This is a genomic window from Bordetella genomosp. 8, assembly GCF_002119685.1.
GTDB lineage: Bacteria > Pseudomonadota > Gammaproteobacteria > Burkholderiales > Burkholderiaceae_B > Bordetella_C.
In genome coordinates, this window is sequence record NZ_CP021108.1 from 4,366,056 (window position 1) to 4,389,953 (window position 23,898).

Here is a 23,898-nt window from a genome sequence, read left to right on the forward strand (position 1 = left end):
TGACCACCACCATGCGCGCCATCACCATCGACACCTACGGCGGTCCCGAGGTCGTGCGGATGCGCGACGACGCGCCGGTCCCCACTCCACAGGCGGGGGAAGTCCTGGTCAAGGTCGCCTGCGCGGGCGTCAACTTCATGGACATCCATACCCGTCAGGGCAAGTACGCGGACTCGCGCACCTATCCGGTCCGCATCCCCTGCACGCTGGGCATGGAAGGCGCGGGCGTCGTGGTGGCCACCGGTCCGGGCGTGACGCACCCCGCCGTGGGACAACGCGTGGCATGGTGCATCGCCTGGGGCAGCTTCGCCGAATATGCCGCCATTCCGGCCCGCCTCGCGGCCGTCATCCCAGACGCCATCGGCTTCGATACGGCGGCATCCGCCATGTTCCAGGGATGCACCGCCCATTACCTGGTCCACGACGTGGCCCGGCTGGAGCGCGGCGGCAGCTGCCTGGTCCATGCGGCCTCCGGCAGCATCGGGCAGATCCTGATCCAGATGGCCAGGCGCATCGGCGCGTCCGTGTACGCCACCGCCAGCACCGACGACAAGCGTGCCGTGGCGCTGCAACGCGGTGCCGACAAGGCCCTGCCGTATGCCGATGGCGGCTTCGCGGACCAGGTGCGGGCGCTGACCGGCGGACGCGGGGTCGACGTGGTGTTCGACTCCCTGGGCAAGGCGACGCTGCGCGACAGCATGCGCGCAGCACGCACCCGCGGCTTGATCGTGAACTACGGCAACGTCTCCGGGTCGGTGAAGGACCTGGACCCCTATGAACTGGGCGAGGCTGGCTCGCTATACCTGACGCGGCCGCGGCTGGCCGACCATATGGCCGACGCCGCCACCGTGCAGCGGCGCGCCGACGCGGTGTTCGACGCCATCCTGGACGGCAGCCTGACGATAGCGATCACCGACCGCTATGCGTTCGAAGACATTCCCAAGGGGCACGCGCGCATCGAGGCCCGCGAACAGATTGGCAAGGCCGTGGCCTGGATATAAGGCGGCGGCACGCCGGTTCGCCGGGCGCGGCACCCTGCGCCGCCCCCGCACGCCGCCCGCCGAGGTCAATGCGCCGCCGAGGCGTCGGCGCCGCCGCCGCCCTTGGCCGGCCGCGTGATCCAGATCAGGGGGATGATCAGCAGGAAGATCAGGGCCGACACGTAGAAGATATCGTTCAGCCCCATCATCGCCGCCTGCGCGTTCAGGTTCACGTCGAACAAGGTCTGCGCCGCCCGCGTGTCCAGGTGCAGCAGCGAACGCAGCGATTCGATCTCGTGGCTGAAAAGAGGATTGGTCGAATTGGCCACCTCGGTCAAGCGCTCGTGATGCAGGACGGTGCGGTTGTTCCACACCGTCCCCGCCACCGACGTGCCGACCGCGCCGCAGAATACCCGCACGAAGTTGGACAGGCCCGCCGCTGCCGGCACGCGAGACGGCGGCTGTCCCGACAGGATGATCGCCGTCAGGGGCACGAAGAACAGCGCCATCGGTATGCCTTGCAGCAGCGTGGGCCACACCAGGTGCCAGACGTCGATGTCGGTCACGTAGAACGACCGCATGTAGAACACCCCGGCAAAGCAGATGAAGGCGACGGTGGCGATGATGCGCGCGTCCGACTTCGGCAGCAGCCTGCCGACGATCGGCGACAGCACCAGCGCGAAGATGCCCAGCGGCGCGATCGCCAGGCCGGCGTCGATGGACCGGTAGTTCAGGTACTCCTGCATCCACTGCGGCAACAGCACCAGGTTGCCGAAGAAGACCCCGTATGAAATGGAAATCGCGATGGTGCCGCCGCTGAAGTTACGCTGCGCGAACAGGCGCAGGTCGACGATCGGGTGGTCCTCCGTCAATTCCCAAATCAGGAAGAAGGTGAAACTGACCACCGCCGTGACGCCCAGCCCGACGATCAGGGACGAATTGAACCAGTCCAGGTCCCGTCCCTTGTCCAGCATGATCTGCAGCGCCGCGACCCAGGTGATCAGCAGCAGCAGTCCCACCAGGTCGATAGGCAGCTTGCGTGTCGGCGTCTCGCGGCGACGATAGATGCTCCACGTCACCAGGGCCGCGAATATCCCGACCGGGATATTGATGTAGAAGATCCACGACCAGCTGTAGCTGTCGGTGATCCATCCGCCCAGCGACGGGCCGGCGATCGGCCCCACGGTAGCCGTCATCGCCCACAGGGCGAGCGCCATGGAGCTCTTCTCCTTGGGATAGGATCCCAACAGGATCGCCTGCGACATGGGGATCAGCGGACCGGCCACGGCGCCCTGCAGGACGCGCGCGAACAGCAGCACCGGCAGGCTGGGGGCGATGCCGCACAGCCAGGACGCCAGCGTGAACAACACGATGGACGCCACGAACAGGCGGATCTGCCCCACCCGCTGGGTCAGCCAGCCGGTCAAGGGAATGGAGACGGCGTTCGACGCGGCGAACACGGTGATCACCCAGGTGCCTTCGTCAACGGACACGCCAAGATTGCCGGAGATCGTCGGTATCGCCACGTTGGCGATAGACGTATCCAGCACGTTCATGAAGGTGGCGAGCGCCACCGCCAGGGTCGCCAGCACGAGCTGGCCGCCCTGCAGCGGAGGCAAGGGGGTCGGGGTGGAGGTTGGAGTGGAAGCGGGGGTGGGATCTTGCGGGGTGGCCATGGGACCTGCCTGGGGTAAACACGTAACCGTAGGTTCTCACGCGAAGCTGAACACAGCCTGATGACGTGGCGGTTTCATGCAAAAAGACCCGATCGACCCGGCTCCGGGCGGAAAAACTTGTTGCATGGCGGGGTGACAGCTATCCTTCACGCGCGGCGGACGCCATATTTGTTCCACAGTTGTAGCTTCCCCCCGATCCTCCGCCCGACAACCTCCTGGAAACGGACACGGTGGATACTTTCCGGAAATTGAGCGCAGGGGAAACCGGCCCCCGTTTCTGGCGCGCCCAGGTCATCGGCTGGCTCTGCCTGGCCGCGATCGGCTTCTTCATCCGCTGGGGCGCCTTCGGCCACGCCGGCTTGTCGCTGGTCCTGACGCTGGTGTTGGACAGCCTGGGATTCCTGGCCACCAGCGCCGGCGCCATCTTCCACGCGCGGCATCCCGGCCCCGGCAAGATGCAGGCCATCGCCATCGCGGCGCTGCTGTGCACGGCGGCCGCCTGCGTCAACGCCTTGATCGCCGATGCGATCCATGGACTGTTCCCCGCCAGCGCCGTCACCTATGTGCCGCGCAATGGCTTTTCCATGGGTTTCATCTATTACCTGGGGATTTTTTCCATCTGGACGCTGGTGTATTTCGGCGTCAGCGCCGAACTCGACGCCCGCACCCAGCGCATGTCCACCATGCAGGCCGAAACGCGGGCGCTGCAGCTCAAGCTCGAACACCTGCAGCTGCAGATCGAGCCGCATTTCCTGTTCAATACCCTGAACACCATCGTGGCGGAGATCGCCGACCGCCCCGCCGTCGCCGAGGAAATGACGCGGCGCCTGGCCTCCTACCTGCGTTACTCGCTAAACGCGCGCGGCAGCGCCATCTGCCGCCTGCGCGACGAGGTCGCCGCCCTGGAAACCTATATCGGCATCCAGGCCCTGCGCTTCGGCGACCGGTTCGAATACCGCTGCGAAGTCGAGCCGGCGTCCCTGGACGCCCGTATCCCGCATATGACGCTGCAAGGCCTGGCGGAGAACGCCATCAAGCACGGCATGCGCGGTGAAACGCCGCACTTCTCCATCAATCTGCGGGCGTGGCGGGAAGGCGACGCCCTGATCGTGGAGATGGACAATCCCGGCATGCTGAACGTGCCCTTCGACTCCGGCGCTATCCCGGGCGGGATGCCTCCTGCGCCGGCGCACGACGCCGTGGCGCCCGCCGGCCAGGCCAGCCGCGTCGCTGCCGAAGCCGCCCAGACTTCCAACGGCGTGGGGCTGCGCAACCTGAGCCAGCGCCTGGCCCTGCACTATCCCGGCCGCAGCCGCTTTTCGCTGGTGCAACGCGCCGATCGCACCGTCGCCCGGCTCTACATGACGGGAGAGCCATGCTTCGCGTCGTGATCGTCGACGACGAAACTCCCGCGCGACGCTACCTGCGACGCTTGCTGGAAACCCATGCCGACGTCGCGATCGTCGGCGAGGCGGCCACCGGCGACGAAGCCGGACGCGCCATCCGCATGCAAAAGCCGCATGCCATTTTCCTGGACATCGACCTGACCCGCGGCACCGGTTTCGATGTGCTTGAAACCCTGGAGGAGACACCCGCGGTCGTCTTCGTGACGGCGCATGCGGACCATGCACTGCGCGCCTTCGACGTCGCCGCCGTCGATTACCTGCTGAAGCCCGTGGACGCGCCCCGCCTGGCGCAAACCCTGGCCCGGCTGCGCCAGGCGGCCGGGCCCGTCCCGCGCTTGGACGCCGCACGCCAGGACGACACGCCGTCGCCGGGTCACCTGCTGGCGCGCACCCGGCAAGGACTGCGGCGCATAGACATGAGGATGCTGTCGGCGGTCCTGGCGCAAGGCGATTACGTCAGGCTGTGCTGCGCCGACGGATCCACGGAGCTTATTCATGCGACGCTCAGCGGCCTGCGGCCGCAACTGCCCGCTCCGCCATTTTTCCAGGCGTCGCGGTCGCTCATCCTGAACCTGGATCATGTCGCCCGCGTCGGCGGCGACGCCCGCAAGTTCGTCGAGTTCACACGGCAGACCGCGCCTGTGGAACTGGGCAATACCGCGTATGAGCGACTGAAGAAAGAACTGTCGGCGCAGTCGCCCGGCCGTGCCGCCCGGCCCTGAGTCGCCCCCGGCTATCTTCGCCGCGACGCCGCGCCCCCCCCCGCCGCGCGCCTGCCTCGCCAGCCCCCACAAGCGGCAGTTGGTTACTCTTTGCTACACATCGCTGTTACCGGATGTTATAAATAGAGGAAATTGCGGTGATTGAGACCCGCCGCAGAGGGCCAGATAAAGCAGCAGATTCGCGCGCCGGCGGACGGCAAGGGAGAATCCGATGAAGTGCCCCGAGATACCTGCGGCGGAGGGCGCCAGGCTCCAGGCATTATCCGAATATGGCCTGGGCAGCGAGCGTGCCCTGCCCAGCCTCGATCCGGTCGTGCAGATCGCGGCGCGCATGTTCGGCATGCCGGTGGCGGCCGTCAACATGATAGGCAGCGATCACGTCTTTCTGGCCGCCCAGACCGGCATTCCCGAGGACGTCGACAAGGCGCGCGATGTTTCCTTCTGTGCCCATGCCATCAACCAGGACGACGTCATGGTGGTGGCGGACGCGGCCCTGGACGATCGTTTCCACGACAACCCGCTCGTCACCGGCTCCGCCGGTGTGCGGTTCTATGCCGGCGTGCCGCTGCGCTCGCCGTCAGGCCATGCCCTGGGGGCGCTGTGCGTCATCGACGGCAAGCCTCATCACGATTTTTCGGAGGACGACTGCCAGCGTTTGCGCGAACTCGCGACGATGGCGGCCGACCGCCTGGAGCTGCGCCGCATCGAGGTATCCGCCGAGACCACCCGTCGGCCTTTCGACGCCTATGCCAAGGACTCGCCCACCGCCGTCGTATGGTTCGACGAGAACCGCCGCATCGTCTCGTGGAACGCCGCGGCCGCCGCGCTCCATGGATATGACGCGGGCGGCGGCAATGCTCAGCCGCCGGACCTGACGTTCGATACGCTGCTGGCCGACGACAGCGCCGCCATCTTTCGCGATCTGGTGCGGGGCGCGCTTGCCGCCGGCTCGGTCGAAGACCTGGTCATGCCCGACATGCTGCATGCCCGGCGCCGCGATGGCAGCCGCTTCCTGCTGGGGCTGTCGCTGTTCTGCTGGCGCGAAAACGGCCGCCTCACCTTCAATGCCCATCTGCAGGACATGACCGCGCGTCACCACGAAGAAGACAGCCTGCGCCGCCTTGCGCACACCGACCTGCTCACCGGCCTGGTCAATCGCAATCAGTTCTACCGCCAGGTCGAGGCAACGCTGACGCATCCGCGCGCGGCCACGGTGGTGATGCTGGACCTGGACAACTTCAAGGACATCAACGATACGCTGGGCCATGCGGTCGGGGACGAGTTGCTGCGTGAAGCGGGCCGCCGCCTGCAAACGCTGGCCGGACCGGGCGCCACCGTCGCCCGGCTGGGCGGCGACGAATTCGGCATCCTGCTGCCTGACGTCGACGCCCGCGAGCCGGCGATGGCGCTCGCAAGCAAGGCCGTGGCAGCCCTGTCCGAGCCGGTGACGGCGGAAGGCCAGCAGGTACACCTGGGCGCCAGCTGCGGCGTGGCGGTCGCGCCGCTGCAGGCGCAGGAAGCGCTGGAGCTGATCGGCGATGCCGACCTGGCCCTGGCGCGGGCCAAATCGGTGGGCCGCGGCCAGGCCTATCTCTTCGTGCCCGCGCTGCGCATGGAAGCCACTTCGCGCCGCCTGCATGGCATGGAGCTGCACCGCGCCGTCACCGATGGCGAGTTCGTGCTGTTCTACCAGCCACAGGTGCGCCTGAGCGACGGCGCCCTGGTCGGCGCCGAGGCGCTCATCCGCTGGCGCCATCCGCGGCGCGGACTGCTGGCGCCCGCCGCCTTCCTGCCGGCCCTGGAAGGCGGTCCGCTGGCGGCGTCGGTCGGCGCCTGGGTGCTGGACGAAGCCTGCGCGCAGGCCGCACGCTGGCGCCACGCCGGGGCGCGGAGCTTTCGCATGGGCGTCAACCTGTTCAGCGCCCAGTTCCACGTCGGCGACCTGGCACGAGAAGTCCTGCAGGCGCTCGACCGCCACGGCCTGCCGCCGGATGCGCTGGAACTGGAAATCACCGAGAACATCGCGCTCGATCACGACGACGTGGTGCTGGACATGCTGCGCCGCCTGCACGACGAAGGCGTATCCATCGCCTTCGACGATTTCGGCACGGGCTACGCTTCGCTTGCGGTGCTGAAGCGCTATCCGCTGAACCGGCTGAAGATCGACCGTTCCTTCGTCCATGGCATGCTTGAATCCGAACGCGACGCGTCCGTGGTGCGGGCGGTACTGGACATGGCGCGGGCCTTCAACGTCCATGCCATCGCCGAAGGCGTGGAGACCCGCGAGCAGCGCGACGCCCTGGCGGCGGGCTGCGCCGAAGGCCAGGGTTATCTGTTCAGCCCGCCGATCCCGGCCCTGGATTTCGCGCGCGCCTACGGCATCGGGCGGGACGCCGGCATGGCCCGCTGCGCCTGACAGCTCCGTTTCCGCCGACGTTTTTTTCATCTTCCCTGTAACCGGCTCTCCAGCACGGGCGAACTAGCTTATGTATCCGCGACGGATACCTGCTTATCGAACCCACTGGAGAGCTCGAATGTCCGCAAAAACCACCGTTACGTCCGCCATGCTGGCCACCGCCGTCGCCAGCATCTTCGCATCCATCGCCCACGCCGCGCCGCTGACGCAGGCCGAGGCCAACGCCGCCGTGGCCGCGCACAAGGAAAAGTGCTACGGCGTCGCCCTGAAGGGCCAGAACGATTGCGCCGCCGGTCCCGGAACGACGTGCCAGGGTACGTCGACCATGGACTTCCAGGGCAACGCGTGGAAGTTCGTGCAGGGCGGCACCTGCGCCAGCATCCAGGTGCCCGGCGGCGGCCACGGCTCGCTGACCCCCATCAAGTCCTGATCGCAGGCGCAACGGGGATGGCCATGAACGCCCTTACCGGTTCGACGGCGACGCGCGAGCGTGGCCGTCCCCAAAGCCCCGCCACGCAGGGCGGTGCCATGCTTGCCGGCACCAGCTTCAAGCACGGACATCTGGAGGCCATCCTCGCCGATGCCCCGCGACAGGCCTTCTTCGAAGTCCATGCCGAGAACTACATGGGCGCCGGCGGCCCCCCGCATCGGATGCTGACCGCCATCCGCGACCGGCATCCGGTGTCGCTGCATGGCGTGTGCATGTCCATCGGCGGGCCGGAGCCGCTGGATCTCGCGCATCTGGCGCGTTTCCGGGACCTGGTGGCGCGCTACGAGCCGCTGCTGGTCTCCGAGCATCTCGCCTGGTCCACGCATGGCGGCAGCTTCTTCAACGACCTGCTGCCGCTGCCCTACAACGCGGCGACGCTGCATCAGGTATGCGCGCACATCGAGCAGGTGCAGGATGCGATCCGCCGGCCCCTGCTGCTGGAAAACCCATCGACTTACGTGGCCTTCGCGTCGTCGACGATGAGCGAGACGGACTTCATACGCGCGGTCGCCGACCGCACGGGATGCGGCCTGCTGCTGGACGTCAACAATGTCTTCGTATCGGCGACCAACCACGGTTATTCCGCGACGGCCTATCTGGACGGCTTTCCCCTCGATCGCGTGGGCGAGATCCACCTGGCCGGCCACGATGAACAACGCGACGACGAAAACGAAATCCTGCTGATCGACAGCCATGACCGGCCCATCGCCGACGCGGTGTGGGATCTGTATCGCCAGGTGTTGGGGCGCATCGGCCCCACCCCCACGCTGGTCGAGTGGGACAGCGACCTGCCGACCTGGGCCGTGCTGCGATCGCAGGCGGCACTGGCGCTCGACATCATGGCGGTTCACGCGTCGGATTGCACGTCGGTTCACGCACCGGCATACACCCGGGAGGCCAGCCATGCGGGCTGATCCGCGATCCCCGGACCATGCCGGCGTTTTCGCGCCGGGCTTGACCGACCCCGGCTACGCCCCGCCCGCGGACCTGATCGCGCGGCCCGGCAAGGGTGTGGAGAAGCGCTACAACGTATACCGCAACAACGTGACCGTCAGCCTGATCGATGCGCTGGCCGCCATCTACCCGGCCGTCCAGCGCATCACCGGCGTGGACTTTTTCCGCGCCATGGCGCGCTTCCACGTGCGCGCCGCGCCGCCCGCCTCGCCCCTGCTATTCGAGTATGGACGGGACTTTCCCGCCTTCATCGCCGCCTACGAATATGCGCGCGACATGCCTTGGCTGGCCGACACCGCGCGTATCGAACGCGCCTGGCTCGATGCCTACCACGCCGCCGACGCGGCGCCGCTGGCCGCCGACAGCCTTGCCGCCATCCACCCGGCATCCCTGGCCGAACTCCGCTTCGCGCCCCACCCGGCCACACGCATCGTGCGGTCGCCCTACCCGGCCCTGTCCATCTTCACCATGAACAAGGCCGAAGGCCCGATCACGCCGCTGTGTTCGAGCGAACCGGAAGACGCCCTGATCACGCGTCCCGCCCACGACGTCATCGTGACCCGCCTGCCGCCCGGCGGCGCGGCTTTCCTCGATAGCCTGCTGGCCGGCAATACGCTGGGCCTGGCGGCATCGGCCGCTTTCCATGCCGAGCCCGCGTTCGACCTTGCCGCCAATCTGGCGGGGATGATCAACGCGGGGGTATTCACGGCTATCCAATACGGAGATTGACGACATGGCAGCCCTGCAAGACACACCACAGGCCCCCGCCACGCCCCCTGCCCATGGGCGTGCTTCCGCCCTGCTCGCGGCGATCGCCGCGGTCCGGCGCGGCATCGAGAAGTTCGCTCAGCCCTGGCTCGTGCAGCTGCTGCTGCGCATTGCCCTGGCCGTGCCTTTCTGGAAATCCGGCATCCTCAAATGGCAGGGGTTCCTGCAATTGAACGACACCGCCATCACGCTGTTCACCGACGAATTCCAGCTGCACCTGCCCGGTGGCCCCTACCCCTTCCCCGCGCCCGCGGTCTTTGCCTTCCTGTCCGGGTGCGGCGAGGTCATGTTCCCGGTCCTGCTGGTGCTGGGCCTGGGTACCCGCTTCGCCGCCATCGGACTGCTGCTGATGACCTGCATCATCGAGTTGACCGTGCCCGATGGCTGGCCGGTGCATCTGACCTGGGCCGCCATGGCGCTGGGCATCGCCGCCTGGGGGCCCGGCCGCATTTCCATCGACTATGCGCTCGGCGATCGCCGGCCGCGGTCCTGATACGGAACCGCCATGCGAACCCAGGACCTGGTAACGCGGCTGGCCGGCAACCTCGCCCCTGTCCCCCGCAATGCCGTACCGCGCACCCTGAACCGTGCGTTGATGGCGGGGTTGGCCGGCAACACGGCGCTGCTCGTCGCGCTCTATGGCTTCGGCAGCGATATGCCCGAACAGTTGCTGACCTCCATGTTCTGGATCCGGCTGGCCTTTCCGCTGGCCATCATCGCGGCCGCGCTGAAACTCACGGAAAGGCTCGCACGTCCCGGCGCGCCGTCCGCGCTGGCCTGGCTGACGGCGATGGCGCCGATCGCCACCATGCTGCTGGTCGCCGCCGGGTTCCAGGCCGCGACGCCACCCGACTATCGCCTGCAACTGGTGGTCGGCGTCGGTTGGCGCACGACCACCGCCTGGGTCGTGCTGCTGTCCTTGCCATCGCTGGCCACCGCCATGCATGCGCTCAAGACCCTGGCCCCGACCCGGCTGGTCGCGGCGGGCGCCGGCGCGGGCGTGCTGGCCGGTGCGCAAGGCCTGCTCGTCTATTCGCTTTATTGCCCGGAGATGCCGGTGTCTTTCTGGAGCGTCTGGCACGTCCTTGCCATCGCGGTGACCGCGGGCATCGGCGCCGCCATGGCGCCGCAGTACCTGCGTTGGTAGCCATCCGCCCTTATCCATGCACGCCGAACGTCGTCAGCCTCCCGCCGCCCGCCTTTTCGACCTCCCGCGTAGAATCACGCAAACTTTCCAGGCAACAGTCTCCACGTCATGAACCCAGCCGCGCAGAACGGATCGCCGGAGTCCGCCGAAGCCAAGCTCAGAGCCCTGTTGCTGGCCGGGCTCGATGGCGACGCCAGGGCCTATCATGCCTTCCTGCAGGCGCTAGGCAGCCACCTGCGCGCGTTCCTGCGCAAGCGGCTATACCGGCTGCCGGACGACATCGAAGACATCGTGCAGGAAATCCTGATCGCCGTGCATAATGGCCGCCATACCTATCTGCCCGATCAGCCGCTGACCGCATGGACCCACGCCATCGCGCGATACAAGGTCGCCGACTACCTGCGGCATCGGTCCCGGCACGAAGGACGCCATGAACCGCTGGACGATCAGCAGGACATCTTCGCGGAATCCGACGAGGAAGCCACGCAGGCGCGCCGCGACGTCGACAAGCTGCTGGCGCAATTACCGGATCGGCATCGGCTGCCCATCCTGCATGTGAAATTACAGGGGCTGTCGGTCGCCGAAACCGCGCAGCTCACAGGCTTGTCCGAGTCCGCGGTCAAGGTGGGCGTGCACCGTGGGCTGAAGGCGCTGGCCGCGAAAATAAGAGGCTCGCTATGAAAACCGATGACATGATCTCGCTGCTCGCGGCGAACGTGGCGCCCGTGGATCGCGGCGCGCTCGCGCGACGCTATCGCTGGGCGGTGCTGCTAGGTGGACTCGGCTCGGTGCTGCTGATGTCGATGGTCTTCGGCATACGCCCTGACATCCGCGAAATGCTGGTCACGCCGCTGTTCTGGGCAAAACTGGCCTTTCCCGCATGCGTCGCCGCGGCGGCCCTGATGACGGCCGCGCGCCTGTCGCGCCCCGGCATGCCGGCAGGCCGTGGCTGGCAGTTGCTGGCGATATCGTTGGCCGTTCTGTGGGTCGCGGCCGCGCTGGCCTTGGCCATGGCGCCGGCGCCTGAACGCCTGCCCATGATCCTGGGGGCGACGTGGCGCAAATGCCCGTTCAACATCGCTTTGTTGTCGGTCCCCACCTTTCTCGCGGTGTTCTGGGCAATGAAAGGCCTGGCGCCCACGCGGTTGCGCCTGGCCGGCGCGATTGCGGGACTGCTCGCCAGCGCCATCGCCACGGTCGCCTACTGCCTGCATTGCCCCGAGATGGGCGTGGCTTTCTGGGCGGTCTGGTACGTGGCGGGCATGGCGATTCCCGCACTGCTGGGCGCCTTGCTGGGCCCCCGGCTGCTGCGCTGGTAGCCCGCCACGTCCTCCCGCCTATTTGCCCTTGGCGGTTTCGTTGACCTTGCCCGCCAGCACCGTCAGCTTTTCATCGGTCGCCTTTTCTTCCTGCAGCGTTTCCAGCAGCAGCTTCATGGCGTCCTGATGGCCCAACTGCTTCGCGAACGCGGCCAGCGTGCCGTAGGTGGCGATCTCGTAGTGCTCCACCTTCTGCGCGGCGCCGATCAGGGCGGCGTCGAGCACCGGGCCCTTTTCGACCTCTTCGATGATTTCCTTGCCTTCTTCGACCAGGCCTTCCATGGCCATGCACTTCACGCGCTTGAGCTTCAGGCCGGCCGATTCGACGATCTGATCGATACGCTCGATCTGGCCCTGCGTTTCCTGCAAGTGCGTCTCGAACGCGGCCTTCAGGTCCGGATGGGTCGCGGCTCGCGCCAACCTCGGCAGCGCCTTGGTCAGTTGCTTCTCGGCGCTGTAGACGTCGGACAGTTCATGCAGAAAGAGATCTTCAACGGTTTTCGCAGCCATGAATGTGCTCCTGTACTTGATCGGATATTGGATTGAGTTGCGTGTCGAACCGGGCTCGGCCGACGCCTCGCGTCATGCCACGCGACCCGCTGGTTCGCGGCTACGTTATGCAATCCCTATGCCCACTTGGCGATACGACGATAGCGCTGAGCACGGCTTCGGCCACACCGCGCATAGCGCAGAGCTGACGTCGCGAACAACGCAGAGCACGCATGCGGACCGGGTATAGGGGTTGCTCTGTGCAGCACCGATCGCGAGCAGCGGGCTCGCGGCACAGACCAACGTGGAGGTTTTATGTTCGCTCACAACAAGCGGCTGCAATACACGGTTCGCGTCGCGGGTGGCAATCCCGGCCTCGCGAATCTTCTTCTGGAGCAATTCGGCGGGCCTCAGGGCGAACTCGCGGCCGCGATGCGCTACTTCACCCAATATGTCGCCGAAGAAGATCCCGGCCGCAAGGACATGCTCATCGACATCGCCACAGAGGAGCTCAGCCACCTCGAGGTCATCGGTACGCTGGTCGCGATGTTGAACAAGGGTGCGAAGGGCAAACTGGCCGAAGCCGTGGACCAGGAAGCGGAGATGTACCGCGCGCTGCATGGCGCCGGCAACGACTCCCACGTGACCCAGGTGCTCTACGGCGGCGGCCCGGCGCTGACCAACTCCGGCGGGCAACTCTGGAATGCGGGCTATATCGACTCGATCGGCGATCCGTCGTGTGACCTGCGCTCCAACATCGCGGCGGAATCGCGCGCCAAGATCATCTACGAGCGCCTCATCAACGTGACCGACGATCCCGGCGTCAAGGACGCGCTGACCTTCCTGATGACCCGCGAGGTATCGCACCAGAAGTCCTTCGAAAAAGCGTTGTACTCGATGCAGCCCAATTTCCCGCCGGGCAAGCTGCCCCCCGACCCGCGCTTCGCCAACACCTACTTCAATATGTCGGAAGGCGAAGGCGATATGCGCGGCCCGTGGAACAGCGACGAAAACTTCGAGTTCGTGGCGACCGCCGCCGAAGCCGGTCCGCAGGATGGCGACGGCATGGCGAGCGTGAAACTGGCGAAGGACGAAGTCACCGCGCTGCAAGGCCTGGTGGCACGCACGGCCTCCGATCCGGAGTCCAATCCGGAGACCGGCGCCGAGCTGGGCGCGGGCAACGCGACCCGATAGGCGCAAGCGAGCATCACCCGGCACAGCACCATCGTGCCAACGCGGCCGGCAGCACGCCCGGCCGCGTTTTTTTGTGCGTGGTGCAAGCTTCCGCTCAGCACAAGGCATCTGGTTTGCACTACCATGGCCGCCACTTCGGGAGACGACCATGGACCGCTTGTTCGCCAAATTCGCCAATGCCACGGCCCGCGCGGCCGGCAGCCCGTACACGTTCATGCTGTGCGTTATGCTGGTGGTCATCTGGGCAGCCACGGGCCCCCTCTTCCACTATTCCGAAACCTGGCAGCTCATCATCAATACCAGCACGACCATCATCACCTTCCTGATGGTCTTCCTGATCCAGAACACCCAGAATCGCGATGGTCACGCCTTGCAGACCAAGCTCGACGAACTCATCCGGACATCCAACGCGGAAGACGAGTTCATGGGCATAGAGAAGCTCTCGGACAAGGAACTCGACGTCCTGCATGCGCGCTGCGAAGCGGCCGCCAAGACCTTCCAGGTCGGATTGGAGAAAACCCGCGGCGAACGCGAGAAGCGCTCGCGCAGGCGATCCAGCCATCATCACCAACACGGCAAATAGCCGCGCACGCAAGGCATGCCGATTGCGCTTCTCCCCGCCATTCAAACGGGAGAACGCCATGGCACTCAAACTCAAGCCGATCGCGGAACAGGTCATCGTGGTCACGGGCGCCTCCAGTGGCATCGGACTGGCCACCGCCATGCTGGCCGCGCATCAAGGCGCGCGCGTGGTCATGGCGGCGCGCAGCCGCAGCACGCTGGAGCACATTGCCGCCGAACTCAGGAAGGATGGCTTCGACGCCATCGCCGTGGAAGCCGACGTGTCGGTACGCGAGGACATGGACCGCGTCGCGCGCACCGCCATGGCCGAGTATGGCCGCGTCGACACCTGGGTCAACAACGCGGGCCTGTCCATCTACGGCCGGCTGGACGAAACGCCGGAAGAAGACGCCCAGCGGCTGTTCCAAATCAACTTCTGGGGCGTGGTGCACGGATCGCTGGCGGCGCTGCCACTGCTCAAGGCGCACGGCGGCGCGCTGATCAACGTCGGCAGCGAGGTCTCCGACGCATCCGTGCCGCTGCAGGGCATGTACTCCGCCAGCAAGCACGCGGTGAAAGGTTTTACTGATGCATTGCGCATGGAGCTGGAGGCGGACAAGGCGCCAGTGTCGGTCACCCTCATCCAGCCGACGGCCGTGGACACGCCCTTCCCCGAACATGCGGCCAATTACATGGACCAGGTGGCCAAGCTGCCTACCCCGATGATCCCGGTGGACAAGGTGGCCAGCGCCATTCTGAACGCGGCGACCAGCCCCGATCGCGAGGTCAAGGTCGGCAGCATGTCGGTGATCAATACCACCATGTTCAAGCTGCTGCCTGGCCTGGCCGACCGCATGGCCAGGAAGCAGATGGGACGCCAGCAACGCAACGCACCGTCCGAGCCGCATCCAGGCACCCTGTACGCACCCGGCGAAAGCGGCGAAACCACCGGCTTCGGCGACAGCAACTCCGCCGATCCCGACGACGCCATGCGGCGCAACACCCGCCCGGCACATTGAAGATCGCCGGCATGGCGACGCATCACGAGGCCGGCGCGGACTCGCCGCATCTTTCGCGCGACGAGCAAGGGCAGGCTTCGCAGCATGCCAACCCGCAGGCGCCGGTCATCCACGAAGTCGTACGCGAGGAAGGCGAACACGCGCTGCGGCGCCCGGTGCCGGCGCTGGCGTGGTCCGCGCTCGCGGCGGGGCTGTCCATGGGGTTTTCCTTCCTGGTGCAGGCGGTGCTGGCCGCGGGCATGCCCGACGCGCCCTGGCGCCACCTGGTCGCCGGACTGGGCTATTGCACCGGTTTCGTCATCGTGATCCTGGGGCGGCAGCAGCTGTTCACCGAAAGCACGCTGACCGTCGTGCTGCCCGTCCTGGAGAATCGCGACGTCCGCACCGTCATGCTGGCGCTCAGGCTTTGGGTCGTCGTCCTGGCGGCGAACGTGGCAGGCACCTTCGCATTCGCGGCGCTATTGCTCGTGCCCGGTGTCTTCGAGCCGGAAGTCGTCCGCAGCCTGCAGGCATTGGCGATCGAAGCGATGCCCGAACGTTTCTGGCCCACGGTGCTGCGGGCGGTGTTCGCCGGCTGGTTGATCGCATTGATGGTCTGGTTGTTGCCCAGCGCCCGCGCGGCCAGGCTGATGACGATCCTGTTCATCAGCTACATCGTCGGCATTGCCCATCTCGCGCACATCATTGCGGGTTCGGTCGAGGCCGCGTACGCCGTGATGACGGGCCATGCCTCGCCCGGGGATTTCCTGCTGCGATTCTTCGCGCCGACCTTGCTCGGCAACATGATAGGCGGCATTTCGCTGGTGGCCATGATCAACCATGCCGCGGTGGCGGCGGAGCTGCAGGACCGCAAGCAAGGCAAGGGCGGAGCCGGGCGGCAGGGCTAGATCATGCGGCTCTCGGTCCGATCAGGGCCGCTATCCGGTCCAGGTCGGCCGGCGTCGCCGGGTTGTAGACGACCATGCCGAGGTCCGGCCGGCCATCCACCGCAAAAACGGAATATTCGAACGAGAGCGGGCCCAGCACCGGGTGTTTGATGTGCTTGACGGCATCGCCGTGCGGCCCCTGTACATCGTTGGCCAGCCACATGGCCTTGAACTCCGGACTCTGGCGGCAGAGGTCTTCGACCAGCGGCGCGACCGCATCGGCAGCCCCCGCGCGCGCGGCATCCACCCTGAACGCCGCCACCACGAAACGCGCGACGCTTTCCCAGTCGTACTGCAGCGCGCGTGCGCGAGGGTCCAGGAACACGATGCGCAGGATATTGCGCGCTTCCGGCGGCAGCGCGCCGTAATCGGTCAGCATTACCGTGGCACCGCGATTCCAGGCCACGACGTCCCAGGTCGCCGTGCGGATCAACGCCGGACTCGGATCGAGCGCGTCCAGCACGCGCTGCAGGCGCGGGGTCACGCCCTCGTCCTTGCGATAACGCACTTCCGGCGGGCGACCCAGGCCGAGCAGAAACAGATGCTCGCGCTCGACATCGGTCAACATCAGCGCGCCGGCGATCCGGTCCAGCACGTCCGCGGAAGGCGCGCCGCCCCTGCCCTGTTCCAGCCAGGTGTACCAGGTCGGGCTGATGTTCGCGCGTTGCGCGACTTCTTCCCGCCGCAGGCCCGGCGTACGCCGGCGGCCGCCGGGGAAACCGAAGGCCGCCGGATCCAGTCTGGCGCGCCGGTCTTTCAGGTACGTGCCCAGCTGATTCGGTGCGATGGCGCGCGACGGCGGGCCCGACGACTCGGGACCCAGAACCGCCGCGCGCAGAAGAGTGCTGTGGATCGACATCCGGTTAGCTTTTATACCCTGATAACACCACTACTTTACCAGGATAACCACAGGGTGCAGGCTATCTCCCTGGGCGCAGTGCCCACCCTCATATCCACCCTCCAGCGATCCACGGGAGACGCTTCACCATGCGTATTTTCATCACCGGCGCCACCGGCTTCATCGGCTCCGCCGTCGTCAGGGAATTGATTTCGGCGAGCCACCAGGTCATTGGCCTCTGCCGCTCCGACAGCAAGGCCGCGGCGCTTGCCGGGGCGGGCGCCACCGTCCATCGCGGGTCGCTCGAAGATGCCGACAGCCTAAGGGCCGGTGCGGCCCGGTCGGACGGCGTCATCCACCTGGCCTTCAATCACGACTTCTCCAGGTACAAGGACAATTGCGAAGACGACCGCCGGGTTATCGACACCCTGGGCGCGGCGCTGGCCGGCACGGCCAAACCGCTGATCGTCACCTCCGGCACCGCGCTGACCCGCACCGAGCCTGGGCACGCCGCGATGGAAGACGACCCCACGGTCAGCTCGTCCGTCATCCCCCGCGCCGCGTCCGAAGAAGCCGCCGCCGCGGTCGCCGCGATGGGCGTCAATGTTTCAATCGTACGATTGCCGCAAGTCCACGACACCGTACGGCAGGGCTTGATCACTTACCTCATCGCCATGGCCCGCGAGCGCGGCAGCCTCGCATATATCGGCGACGGCAGCGCCCGCTGGCCGGCGGCGCATGTCGACGACGTCGCGCGCCTGTATCGACTGGCCCTGGAAAAAGCCGCTCCCGGGGCGAAATACCACGCCGTTGCGGAAGAAGGCGTGGCCATGCGCGATATCGTCGAAACGCTGGGACGCCGCCTGGCGCTGCCGGTCGAAACCGTCGCGCCCGGGGAAGCCGAGGCGCGCTTCGGCTGGCTGGCCCACTTCGTCACGAGGGACCTGGCCGCATCGAGCCAGCAGACGCGACGCATATTGGGGTGGCAACCCACCGGTCCTGGCCTGCTTGCTGATCTCGCGCGCCTGGCCGAAATGTAAGCTTCTCCGTCATTGCATGGCGTCCCGACTCTGTGGCACGCTATCCTGGTGCTCATCCGCTTTCGCGCGTGCCCCGCTTTTCGTGCACGCGCCCAACCGCACAGGGAGAGAAGATCACCATGACCGACAAGCCATTCGATACGTCCGCGCCATCGACCACCACCACGGGCGCGCCCGCGGTCAGCGATCGCAATTCATTGACCGTGGGCCCGGACGGCCCCATCTTGCTGCATGACGTGCACTTTCTCGAACAGATGGCGCACTTCAACCGCGAAAAAACGATAGAACGCCAACCCCACGCCAAGGGATCGGGCGCCTTCGGTGTGTTCGAAACTACCGAGGATGTCTCCCGGTACACCAAGGCCGCCCTGTTCCAGCGCGGCGCCAAGACGGAAATGCTGGCGCGCTTCTCCACGGTGGCCGGCGAACAAGGCAGCCCAGACACCTGGCGCGACGTGCGCGGGTTTTCGCTGAAGTTCTACACGACTGAAGGCAACTACGACCTGGTCGGCAACAACACGCCGGTTTTCTTCGTGCGCGACCCGATGAAGTTCCCGCATTTCATCCGCAGCCAGAAGCGCCTGCCGGACCGCGGGCTGCGCGATAACAACATGCAGTGGGATTTCTGGACCAACAACCCGGAAAGCGCGCACCAGGTCACCTATCTGATGGGTCCGCGCGGCCTGCCCCGCACCTGGCGGCAGATGAACGGCTACGGCTCGCATACCTATATGTGGGTCAATGCGCAGGGCGAGCGTTTCTGGGTGAAGTACCACTTCCATACCCGACAGGGCATGGCTTTCTTCAGCAATGCCGAAGCCGCCACCATGGCCGGCTCCGATGCGGATTTCCATCGGCGCGACCTGTTCGAAGCCATCGAACGCGGGGACTGTCCGTCCTGGGAGCTTTCGGTGCAGATCATGCCCTATGCCGACGCCAAAAACTACCGCATCAACCCCTTCGACCTGACCAAGGTGTGGCCGCACAAGGATTACCCGCTGATCAAGGTCGGCACGATGACCTTGAACCGCAATCCGGTGAACTTCTTCGCCGAAATCGAGCAGGCGGCATTCTCGCCGGGCAACACGGTGCCGGGTATCGGGCTGTCGCCGGACAAGATGCTGCTGGGCCGCGCCTTCGCCTACAACGACGCGCATCGCAACCGCATCGGCGCCAACTTCCACCAGTTGCCTGTGAACCAGCCCAAGGTGCCGGTCAACACCTACATGATCGATGGCCCCATGACCTACCACCATACGGGCGCGGCGCCGGTATATGTCCCCAACAGCGGCGATCGCCCCTGGGCGGATGAAACCGGCAAGGTCGACAACGGCTGGGAAGCGGACGGCGCAATGGTGCGCAGCGCCTATACCTTGCATGCCGAAGACGACGACTTCAGCCAGGCCGGCACCATGGTGCGCGAGGTATTCAGCGACGCCGATCGCACGGCGCTGGTCGATACGGTGTCGGGCAGCCTGTTGGGCGGTGTGCGCGAACCCGTCCTGAGCCGCGCGTTCGACTACTGGAAAAAAATCGACGCGGATGTCGGCGCGCGCATCGAGGAAAAGGTGCGCAAGGGTCAGGCGCCCAAGCCCGCGGAAGGCCAGGGCCAGGGCTGAGCGCGACGGACGCACGGCACGTCGTCAGGGGCGCGTGAGGCGCACTGCGGCGGGTTGGGGCCGCCATCGCCGCCCCAACCCACCGCGGCGTCTGCCGATACCCGCCCTACCTGTCGCGCAAGCGATCCAGCCGCAGCCTGTCGCGACCGTCCGTCAGGCGTTTCATCGCAAGATATCCCGCGCCCATCGCCGCCAGCGCGCTGGCCCCGCACAGCAGGAACATCAGCAGGATCTGGTATTTGGCCGCTTCGACGGGGTCCATGCCCGCCAGTATCTGCCCCGTCATGATCCCCGGCAAGGTGATGATTCCCGCCGCAGACATCTGGTTGATCGTCGGCACTATCCCACGGCGCACGGCCTCGCGGAGCAAGCCGGCAAAGGCCTGGCGCGCCGTCGCGCCCAGCGCCAATCTTGCCTCGATACCCGCGCGCTCGCGCCGCACGCCGGAGAGCACGGTATCCAGGCTCAGGCTCGCGGCGTTCAACACACTGCCCAGGACAATACCGACGAGCGCGATGGAATAGCGCGGGTCGTACCAGGGCGCGGGGCGCAGCGCCGTGTGCAGGATGAACATCGCCGTCACCAGCGTGGCGGTGATCACCGTGATCGCGGCCACGATGCCATTGCCGTGGCGAACGATGCGCTCGCGCGGACGCGCGGCAACTTCACGCGCGGCCAGTGCCATCATCACCAGCAGCACCAGGATGGTCGCCGCAGCCGAGGCATGCGCGAAGACCAGCCGCAGGATGTGGCCCACCAGCAGCAGCTGCACGACCGTCCGCGCCGCGGCCCACAACACCTGTCCATGCAAGGCCAGGCGCAGCCCCAGCGAGATCAGCGCGGCCAACGCCACCAGGCTTGCCGCCAAGGCCAGGTCGGCGGTCGTCAGATAGATCACATTCATGCGCGCCGCTCCAGGCGGCCTTGCTCCATGCGCCAGGAATGGGTCGCCATACGCTCCGCCTGCTCCGCGCTATGCGTGACCAGCAGCACGGCACGGCCATCCTGCAGGCAGCGCCGCATTTCCTGCTCGACCTGCATCGTCGACTGCGCGTCCAGCGATGCCGTGGGCTCGTCCAGCAGCAACACCGACGGCCGCAGCAGCAAGGCCCGTATCAGCCCCAAGCGCTGGCGTTCTCCGGTGGACAGCTCATGCACCATGGCGTCCAGCTTGCCGGCGGCCAGGCCCAGCCGGCTCATTGCCGCGGTCGCGGCCTCCCGGTCGGGAAAGTGCTCGGCGACACGCTCATGCCACCAGCCGGCCTCGGCCTGGCAGTACACGACCTCTCGCCGCCACTGCGGACCTGACATCCGCGAGCGGGGCACGCCGCGCAGGGAGGCCTCGCCGTCGCCAGGGTCCAGATCGGCGATCAGCCGCAGCAGCACGGATTTTCCCGAGCCGGACGGCCCCAGGATGGCGTGGCATTCGCCGGGCTGGCATTTCAGGCTGACGGGCGACAGGCGTGCCGAAGAAAGGCGATCCAGGGTGAGCAAGGACATGGATGGATGATCCCCATGCTGGCAATGTGGGCGATATGGGCGGCGATGATGGCACCGCCGGTGTCGGGTGACGGCGGCCATTGTCGCCGGAGCGGGCTGTCTTCTCCAGGCCCTTCCCGTTGCCGCGTGGCCCACCACGCGATGTGCCCCGTCTTGCTAGAATCAGCGCCTTTCCCGGGCGCATTCATGGCGAAGGACAATAGCGCGCGGCACGCCATCATGGTGGCGGCCGGCATCCTCTGCAGCCGCCTGATGGGCCTGGTCCGTCAGCGGGTGTTCTCCCATTACTTCGGCCTGTCGGACATCGCCGACGCCTTCAGTTCGGCGCTGCGCGTGCCGAACTTCCTGCAGAACCTCTTCGGCGAAGGCGTGCTCTCCGCGTCCTTCATCCCGGTGTACGCGCGCCTGCTTGCCCAGGGCCGGCAGGAAGAAGCCGACCGGGTGGCCGGCGCCGTCGCCGCCGTGCTGTCGCTGGTGATCTCCCTGATCGTATTGGTCGGCATCCTGGCCACGCCGTGGCTCATCTGGGCGGTCGCGCCGGGGTACACGGGAGAAAAGCGCGAGTTCACCATCCTGCTGGTGCGCATCCTGTTTCCCGGCCTGGGGCTGCTGGTGGGCTCGGCATGGTGCCTGGGCATCCTGAACAGCCATCGCAGGTTTTTCCTGTCCTATGCGGCGCCCGTGATCTGGAATCTTTCCATGATCGCGACCATGGTGATCTTCCGGAACTCGAGCCTGCCCGACCTGGCGGTATGGCTGGCATGGGGCACGACGTTCGGCTGCCTGCTGCAGTTCATCATCCAGTTGCCGCCGGTGCTGCGGCTGACGGGCAGGCTGCCTCTGCGGCCGGATGGCGCCAACGCCAACGTGCGCGAGGTGTTTCGCAATTTCGGCTCGGTGGCCATCAGCCGGGGCGTCGTGCAGATCAGCTCCTACGTCGACCAGGCCATCGCGACGCTGCTGGGTCCCGGCGCCATGGCCGCGATGACCACGGCCGCTTCCATCAACATGCTGCCCGTCAGCCTGTTCGGCATGGCGATATCGGCATCCGAATTGCCCGCGATGGCGCGCTCGCTGGGCGACGATGGCGCGACGGACGCCAGGGAAGCCCTGCGCTCCCGCCTGGATCGCGGTATGCGCCGCATTGCATTCTTCGTGGTGCCCTCCGCGATGGCCTTCTTCGTATTGGGCGATGTCATCACGGCGGCGCTGTACCAGTCCGGCCGCTTCACGCATGACGATGCCGTGTTCGTGTGGGCCATCATCGCCGGCTCGGGCGTGGGGCTGCTCGCGTCCACGCTGGGCCGCCTGTATTCGTCCACCTACTACGCCTTGCTGGACCCGCGCACGCCGCTGCGATACGCCCTGGTCCGCCTGCTGCTGACCACCGTGCTGGGCCTCGCCTGCGCCCTGGTGTTGCCAGCGCGACTGGGCATCGCGCCCCAATGGGGCACCGTCGGCCTGACCGCATCGGCCGGCGTCGCGGCCTGGGTGGAGCTGTTCCTGCTACGCCGCACCTTGAATGCGCGGATAGGCGTCACGGGATTGCCACGCGCGCTGCTATTGCAGCTATGGACCGCCGCCGGCCTGTCGGCCGCCGCCGCCTACGCGCTGAAGATCACGCTGGCGTGGCAACAGCCGGTGCTGTTGGGCATCGTCGTGCTGGGCCTTTATGGCGTCCTTTATTTCGCGATGACCTACGTGGCGCGGGTCGACGAATGCCGCAGTTTCATGCAGGCGCTGGGTCGACGCCTGAAGCGGCGCTAGGCTAGGGCCTTCGATGGCCGTTCGCCTATTCCAGCTTGATATTGGCCTCAACCACGACCGTATGCCACTTGTCGATCTCGGCCAGCAGCGCGCGGCTGAAGTCGGCCGGCGAACTTCCCACCGTCTCGATGCCGTCCTCCGCCAGCCGCGCCTTCAGGGCGGGATCCGCCAGCACCTTGGCGATCGCTTCCTGCAAGGTGCGGATGACCGGTTCCGGCGTGCCGCGCGGTGCCAGCACGCCGTGCCACGCTGAAGCCTCATACCCCGGCACGCCCGCCTCGGCGACCGTCGGGACATCGGGCAGCAGCGGCGAGCGCTTCGCCCCCGTGACGGCCAGCGCCTTCACGTTCTTCGCCTGCGCCTGCTTGGACGCGGACGCCGCGTCGCCGAACGTCATATCGACGGTGCCGCCGACCACGTCCAGCAAGGCCGGACCGGCGCCCTTGTACGGGACCGGGTTGATGGAGATCCCCGCCTGCCGCATGAACAGCTCGATCGCCAGGTGCGATGAACTCCCCTGCCCCGCTGTCGACACGGTCAGCGTCCCGGGCTGGCGTTTCGCCAGGGCGATCAGTTCCTTCAAGTCGTTCACCGGCAATTGCTTCTTGACGGCCACGACGTAGGGGTAACGGGTGAGCTGCGTGATCGGCGCGAAGTCCTTGCGCGCATCGTATGGAAGCTTGCTGTACACCGACGGATTGATGGCGTTGGGACCGCTCTGTCCCAGCAGCAGGGTATAGCCATCGGGCTCCGCCTTGGCGACCGCGTCCGTGCCGATGATCCCGCCTGCACCGCCGCGATTGTCGATGATGAAGGCCTGGCCCAGTTGCTCGCCCACTCCCTTGAAGACCAGCCTCGCGACGATGTCGGCGCCACCGCCCGCCGCGAACGGCACGATCACGCGCACCGCGCGATCCGGATACGCGGCGTCGGCGCGTACGCCGGACAGGCTTGCGCAGGCGAACGAAAACAGCGCCAGGGCCAGCGCCCCGCGTCGACGTAGCTGGGTCATTGCTTGTCTCCACCCCGCGGGATGCCGCGCCAGGGCGACTCGCGCAGCTGGCCCC

24 protein-coding genes are annotated in these 23,898 nt (G+C 66.8%); 18 read left to right on the plus strand and 6 right to left on the minus strand.

Going from position 1 to position 23,898, the window contains the following annotated elements:
- The first annotated feature begins 11 nt into the window (after window positions 1–11).
- Complete coding sequence (locus CAL12_RS19835) at window positions 12–1,001, plus strand: quinone oxidoreductase family protein (RefSeq protein WP_086068002.1); 990 nt, start codon at window positions 12–14, stop codon at window positions 999–1,001.
- A gap of 65 nt (window positions 1,002–1,066) precedes the next feature.
- On the opposite strand, the gene CAL12_RS19840 is transcribed toward CAL12_RS19835, so the two are convergent.
- Window positions 1,067–2,656, minus strand: coding sequence for a DHA2 family efflux MFS transporter permease subunit (locus tag CAL12_RS19840; RefSeq protein WP_086066195.1), 1,590 nt, complete (start codon window positions 2,654–2,656; stop codon window positions 1,067–1,069).
- 230 nt (window positions 2,657–2,886) lie between these two features.
- Between CAL12_RS19840 and CAL12_RS19845 the strand changes: the two genes are divergently transcribed.
- The 10 genes from CAL12_RS19845 to CAL12_RS19890 all read left to right on the plus strand — a co-directional run bounded on the left by CAL12_RS19845 (window position 2,887) and on the right by CAL12_RS19890 (window position 11,878).
- Complete coding sequence (locus CAL12_RS19845) at window positions 2,887–4,047, plus strand: sensor histidine kinase (protein ID WP_232464573.1); 1,161 nt, start codon at window positions 2,887–2,889, stop codon at window positions 4,045–4,047.
- Window positions 4,032–4,784, plus strand: coding sequence for a LytR/AlgR family response regulator transcription factor (locus CAL12_RS19850; protein WP_086066197.1), 753 nt, complete (start codon window positions 4,032–4,034; stop codon window positions 4,782–4,784). The genes CAL12_RS19845 and CAL12_RS19850 overlap by 16 nt, the downstream gene beginning before the upstream one ends.
- Before the next feature lie 211 nt (window positions 4,785–4,995).
- The gene (locus tag CAL12_RS19855) at window positions 4,996–7,200 is read left to right on the plus strand and encodes a putative bifunctional diguanylate cyclase/phosphodiesterase (RefSeq protein WP_086066198.1); all 2,205 of its coding nucleotides are present in this window, start codon (window positions 4,996–4,998) and stop codon (window positions 7,198–7,200) included.
- 118 nt (window positions 7,201–7,318) lie between these two features.
- Window positions 7,319–7,630 (plus strand): BufA1 family periplasmic bufferin-type metallophore, encoded by a 312-nt coding sequence (locus CAL12_RS19860; RefSeq protein WP_086066199.1) that lies wholly within the window; start codon window positions 7,319–7,321, stop codon window positions 7,628–7,630.
- 98 nt (window positions 7,631–7,728) lie between these two features.
- Window positions 7,729–8,604, plus strand: a complete 876-nt coding sequence (gene bufB, locus CAL12_RS19865) for an MNIO family bufferin maturase (RefSeq protein ID WP_198298514.1) — start codon at window positions 7,729–7,731, stop codon at window positions 8,602–8,604.
- The gene (locus tag CAL12_RS19870) at window positions 8,594–9,373 is read left to right on the plus strand and encodes an HvfC/BufC N-terminal domain-containing protein (protein ID WP_086066201.1); all 780 of its coding nucleotides are present in this window, start codon (window positions 8,594–8,596) and stop codon (window positions 9,371–9,373) included. The genes bufB and CAL12_RS19870 overlap by 11 nt, the downstream gene beginning before the upstream one ends.
- 4 nt (window positions 9,374–9,377) lie before the next feature.
- A complete protein-coding gene (locus tag CAL12_RS19875; protein ID WP_086066202.1) occupies window positions 9,378–9,905 on the plus strand; it encodes a DoxX family protein in 528 nt (175 codons plus the stop codon).
- 12 nt (window positions 9,906–9,917) lie between these two features.
- Complete coding sequence (locus tag CAL12_RS19880; protein ID WP_086066203.1) at window positions 9,918–10,559, plus strand: DUF1109 domain-containing protein; 642 nt, start codon at window positions 9,918–9,920, stop codon at window positions 10,557–10,559.
- A 108-nt stretch (window positions 10,560–10,667) separates the two neighbouring features.
- On the plus strand, window positions 10,668–11,240 hold the full coding sequence (locus CAL12_RS19885; RefSeq protein ID WP_086066204.1) for a sigma-70 family RNA polymerase sigma factor: 573 nt from the start codon (window positions 10,668–10,670) through the stop codon (window positions 11,238–11,240).
- Entirely contained in the window at window positions 11,237–11,878 is a 642-nt protein-coding gene (locus CAL12_RS19890; RefSeq protein WP_086066205.1) for a DUF1109 domain-containing protein, read from the plus strand. Before CAL12_RS19885 ends, CAL12_RS19890 begins: the two co-directional genes overlap by 4 nt.
- Window positions 11,879–11,896: 18 nt before the next feature.
- Here CAL12_RS19890 and CAL12_RS19895 read toward each other — a convergent pair whose 3' ends face one another.
- The gene (locus CAL12_RS19895; protein ID WP_086066206.1) at window positions 11,897–12,388 is read right to left on the minus strand and encodes a YciE/YciF ferroxidase family protein; all 492 of its coding nucleotides are present in this window, start codon (window positions 12,386–12,388) and stop codon (window positions 11,897–11,899) included.
- 294 nt (window positions 12,389–12,682) lie between these two features.
- Between CAL12_RS19895 and CAL12_RS19900 the strand changes: the two genes are divergently transcribed.
- The 4 genes from CAL12_RS19900 to CAL12_RS19915 all read left to right on the plus strand — a co-directional run bounded on the left by CAL12_RS19900 (window position 12,683) and on the right by CAL12_RS19915 (window position 16,028).
- Window positions 12,683–13,561, plus strand: a complete 879-nt coding sequence (locus CAL12_RS19900) for a manganese catalase family protein (RefSeq protein ID WP_086066207.1) — start codon at window positions 12,683–12,685, stop codon at window positions 13,559–13,561.
- Between the two features lie 148 nt (window positions 13,562–13,709).
- Window positions 13,710–14,144 (plus strand): low affinity iron permease family protein, encoded by a 435-nt coding sequence (locus CAL12_RS19905; protein ID WP_086066208.1) that lies wholly within the window; start codon window positions 13,710–13,712, stop codon window positions 14,142–14,144.
- 58 nt (window positions 14,145–14,202) lie between these two features.
- Window positions 14,203–15,141: an SDR family oxidoreductase gene (locus CAL12_RS19910; protein ID WP_086066209.1), complete on the plus strand. Its 939-nt coding sequence runs from the start codon at window positions 14,203–14,205 to the stop codon at window positions 15,139–15,141.
- Window positions 15,142–15,152: 11 nt separating this feature from the next.
- On the plus strand, window positions 15,153–16,028 hold the full coding sequence (locus CAL12_RS19915; protein WP_086068003.1) for a formate/nitrite transporter family protein: 876 nt from the start codon (window positions 15,153–15,155) through the stop codon (window positions 16,026–16,028).
- Window position 16,029: 1 nt separating this feature from the next.
- Here the strand turns inward: CAL12_RS19915 and CAL12_RS19920 are convergent, their stop codons facing one another.
- Window positions 16,030–16,926 carry a helix-turn-helix transcriptional regulator gene (locus tag CAL12_RS19920; RefSeq protein ID WP_086066210.1) on the minus strand — a complete coding sequence of 299 codons (897 nt, stop codon included), beginning with the start codon at window positions 16,924–16,926 and terminating at the stop codon, window positions 16,030–16,032.
- 128 nt (window positions 16,927–17,054) lie between these two features.
- On the opposite strand from CAL12_RS19920, the gene CAL12_RS19925 reads away from it, so the two are divergent.
- Window positions 17,055–17,945 (plus strand): SDR family oxidoreductase, encoded by an 891-nt coding sequence (locus CAL12_RS19925; protein ID WP_086066211.1) that lies wholly within the window; start codon window positions 17,055–17,057, stop codon window positions 17,943–17,945.
- 119 nt (window positions 17,946–18,064) lie between these two features.
- Complete coding sequence (locus CAL12_RS19930; RefSeq protein ID WP_086066212.1) at window positions 18,065–19,564, plus strand: catalase; 1,500 nt, start codon at window positions 18,065–18,067, stop codon at window positions 19,562–19,564.
- 106 nt (window positions 19,565–19,670) lie between these two features.
- Here CAL12_RS19930 and CAL12_RS19935 read toward each other — a convergent pair whose 3' ends face one another.
- Window positions 19,671–20,468 (minus strand): ABC transporter permease, encoded by a 798-nt coding sequence (locus tag CAL12_RS19935; RefSeq protein ID WP_086066213.1) that lies wholly within the window; start codon window positions 20,466–20,468, stop codon window positions 19,671–19,673.
- Window positions 20,465–21,064, minus strand: coding sequence for an ABC transporter ATP-binding protein (locus CAL12_RS19940; RefSeq protein WP_086066214.1), 600 nt, complete (start codon window positions 21,062–21,064; stop codon window positions 20,465–20,467). Before CAL12_RS19940 ends, CAL12_RS19935 begins: the two co-directional genes overlap by 4 nt.
- Window positions 21,065–21,250: 186 nt before the next feature.
- Here CAL12_RS19940 and murJ point away from each other — a divergent pair, with 186 nt between their 5' ends.
- Window positions 21,251–22,831 carry a murein biosynthesis integral membrane protein MurJ gene (gene murJ, locus CAL12_RS19945; protein WP_198298273.1) on the plus strand — a complete coding sequence of 527 codons (1,581 nt, stop codon included), beginning with the start codon at window positions 21,251–21,253 and terminating at the stop codon, window positions 22,829–22,831.
- Between the two features lie 25 nt (window positions 22,832–22,856).
- Here murJ and CAL12_RS19950 read toward each other — a convergent pair whose 3' ends face one another.
- Entirely contained in the window at window positions 22,857–23,843 is a 987-nt protein-coding gene (locus tag CAL12_RS19950) for a Bug family tripartite tricarboxylate transporter substrate binding protein (protein ID WP_086066215.1), read from the minus strand.
- Window positions 23,844–23,898: the final 55 nt, after the last annotated feature.

What these genes read in the sequence shown, in the direction of transcription:
- CAL12_RS19940 (WP_086066214.1), bottom strand. Translation starts at nt 21,064, where the DNA reads ATGTCCTTGCTCACCCTGGATCGCCTTTCTTCGGCACGCCTGTCGCCC.
- CAL12_RS19930 (WP_086066212.1), top strand. Translation starts at nt 18,065, where the DNA reads ATGACCGACAAGCCATTCGATACGTCCGCGCCATCGACCACCACCACG.
- CAL12_RS19870 (WP_086066201.1), top strand. Translation starts at nt 8,594, where the DNA reads ATGCGGGCTGATCCGCGATCCCCGGACCATGCCGGCGTTTTCGCGCCG.
- CAL12_RS19850 (WP_086066197.1), top strand. Translation starts at nt 4,032, where the DNA reads ATGCTTCGCGTCGTGATCGTCGACGACGAAACTCCCGCGCGACGCTAC.
- CAL12_RS19900 (WP_086066207.1), top strand. Translation starts at nt 12,683, where the DNA reads ATGTTCGCTCACAACAAGCGGCTGCAATACACGGTTCGCGTCGCGGGT.
- murJ (WP_198298273.1), top strand. Translation starts at nt 21,251, where the DNA reads ATGGCGAAGGACAATAGCGCGCGGCACGCCATCATGGTGGCGGCCGGC.
- CAL12_RS19885 (WP_086066204.1), top strand. Translation starts at nt 10,668, where the DNA reads ATGAACCCAGCCGCGCAGAACGGATCGCCGGAGTCCGCCGAAGCCAAG.
- bufB (WP_198298514.1), top strand. Translation starts at nt 7,729, where the DNA reads ATGCTTGCCGGCACCAGCTTCAAGCACGGACATCTGGAGGCCATCCTC.
- CAL12_RS19935 (WP_086066213.1), bottom strand. Translation starts at nt 20,468, where the DNA reads ATGAATGTGATCTATCTGACGACCGCCGACCTGGCCTTGGCGGCAAGC.
- CAL12_RS19950 (WP_086066215.1), bottom strand. Translation starts at nt 23,843, where the DNA reads ATGACCCAGCTACGTCGACGCGGGGCGCTGGCCCTGGCGCTGTTTTCG.
- CAL12_RS19920 (WP_086066210.1), bottom strand. Translation starts at nt 16,926, where the DNA reads ATGTCGATCCACAGCACTCTTCTGCGCGCGGCGGTTCTGGGTCCCGAG.
- CAL12_RS19910 (WP_086066209.1), top strand. Translation starts at nt 14,203, where the DNA reads ATGGCACTCAAACTCAAGCCGATCGCGGAACAGGTCATCGTGGTCACG.
- CAL12_RS19855 (WP_086066198.1), top strand. Translation starts at nt 4,996, where the DNA reads ATGAAGTGCCCCGAGATACCTGCGGCGGAGGGCGCCAGGCTCCAGGCA.
- CAL12_RS19880 (WP_086066203.1), top strand. Translation starts at nt 9,918, where the DNA reads ATGCGAACCCAGGACCTGGTAACGCGGCTGGCCGGCAACCTCGCCCCT.
- CAL12_RS19890 (WP_086066205.1), top strand. Translation starts at nt 11,237, where the DNA reads ATGAAAACCGATGACATGATCTCGCTGCTCGCGGCGAACGTGGCGCCC.
- CAL12_RS19860 (WP_086066199.1), top strand. Translation starts at nt 7,319, where the DNA reads ATGTCCGCAAAAACCACCGTTACGTCCGCCATGCTGGCCACCGCCGTC.
- CAL12_RS19905 (WP_086066208.1), top strand. Translation starts at nt 13,710, where the DNA reads ATGGACCGCTTGTTCGCCAAATTCGCCAATGCCACGGCCCGCGCGGCC.
- CAL12_RS19895 (WP_086066206.1), bottom strand. Translation starts at nt 12,388, where the DNA reads ATGGCTGCGAAAACCGTTGAAGATCTCTTTCTGCATGAACTGTCCGAC.
- CAL12_RS19875 (WP_086066202.1), top strand. Translation starts at nt 9,378, where the DNA reads ATGGCAGCCCTGCAAGACACACCACAGGCCCCCGCCACGCCCCCTGCC.
- CAL12_RS19840 (WP_086066195.1), bottom strand. Translation starts at nt 2,656, where the DNA reads ATGGCCACCCCGCAAGATCCCACCCCCGCTTCCACTCCAACCTCCACC.
- CAL12_RS19925 (WP_086066211.1), top strand. Translation starts at nt 17,055, where the DNA reads ATGCGTATTTTCATCACCGGCGCCACCGGCTTCATCGGCTCCGCCGTC.
- CAL12_RS19915 (WP_086068003.1), top strand. Translation starts at nt 15,153, where the DNA reads ATGGCGACGCATCACGAGGCCGGCGCGGACTCGCCGCATCTTTCGCGC.
- CAL12_RS19835 (WP_086068002.1), top strand. Translation starts at nt 12, where the DNA reads ATGCGCGCCATCACCATCGACACCTACGGCGGTCCCGAGGTCGTGCGG.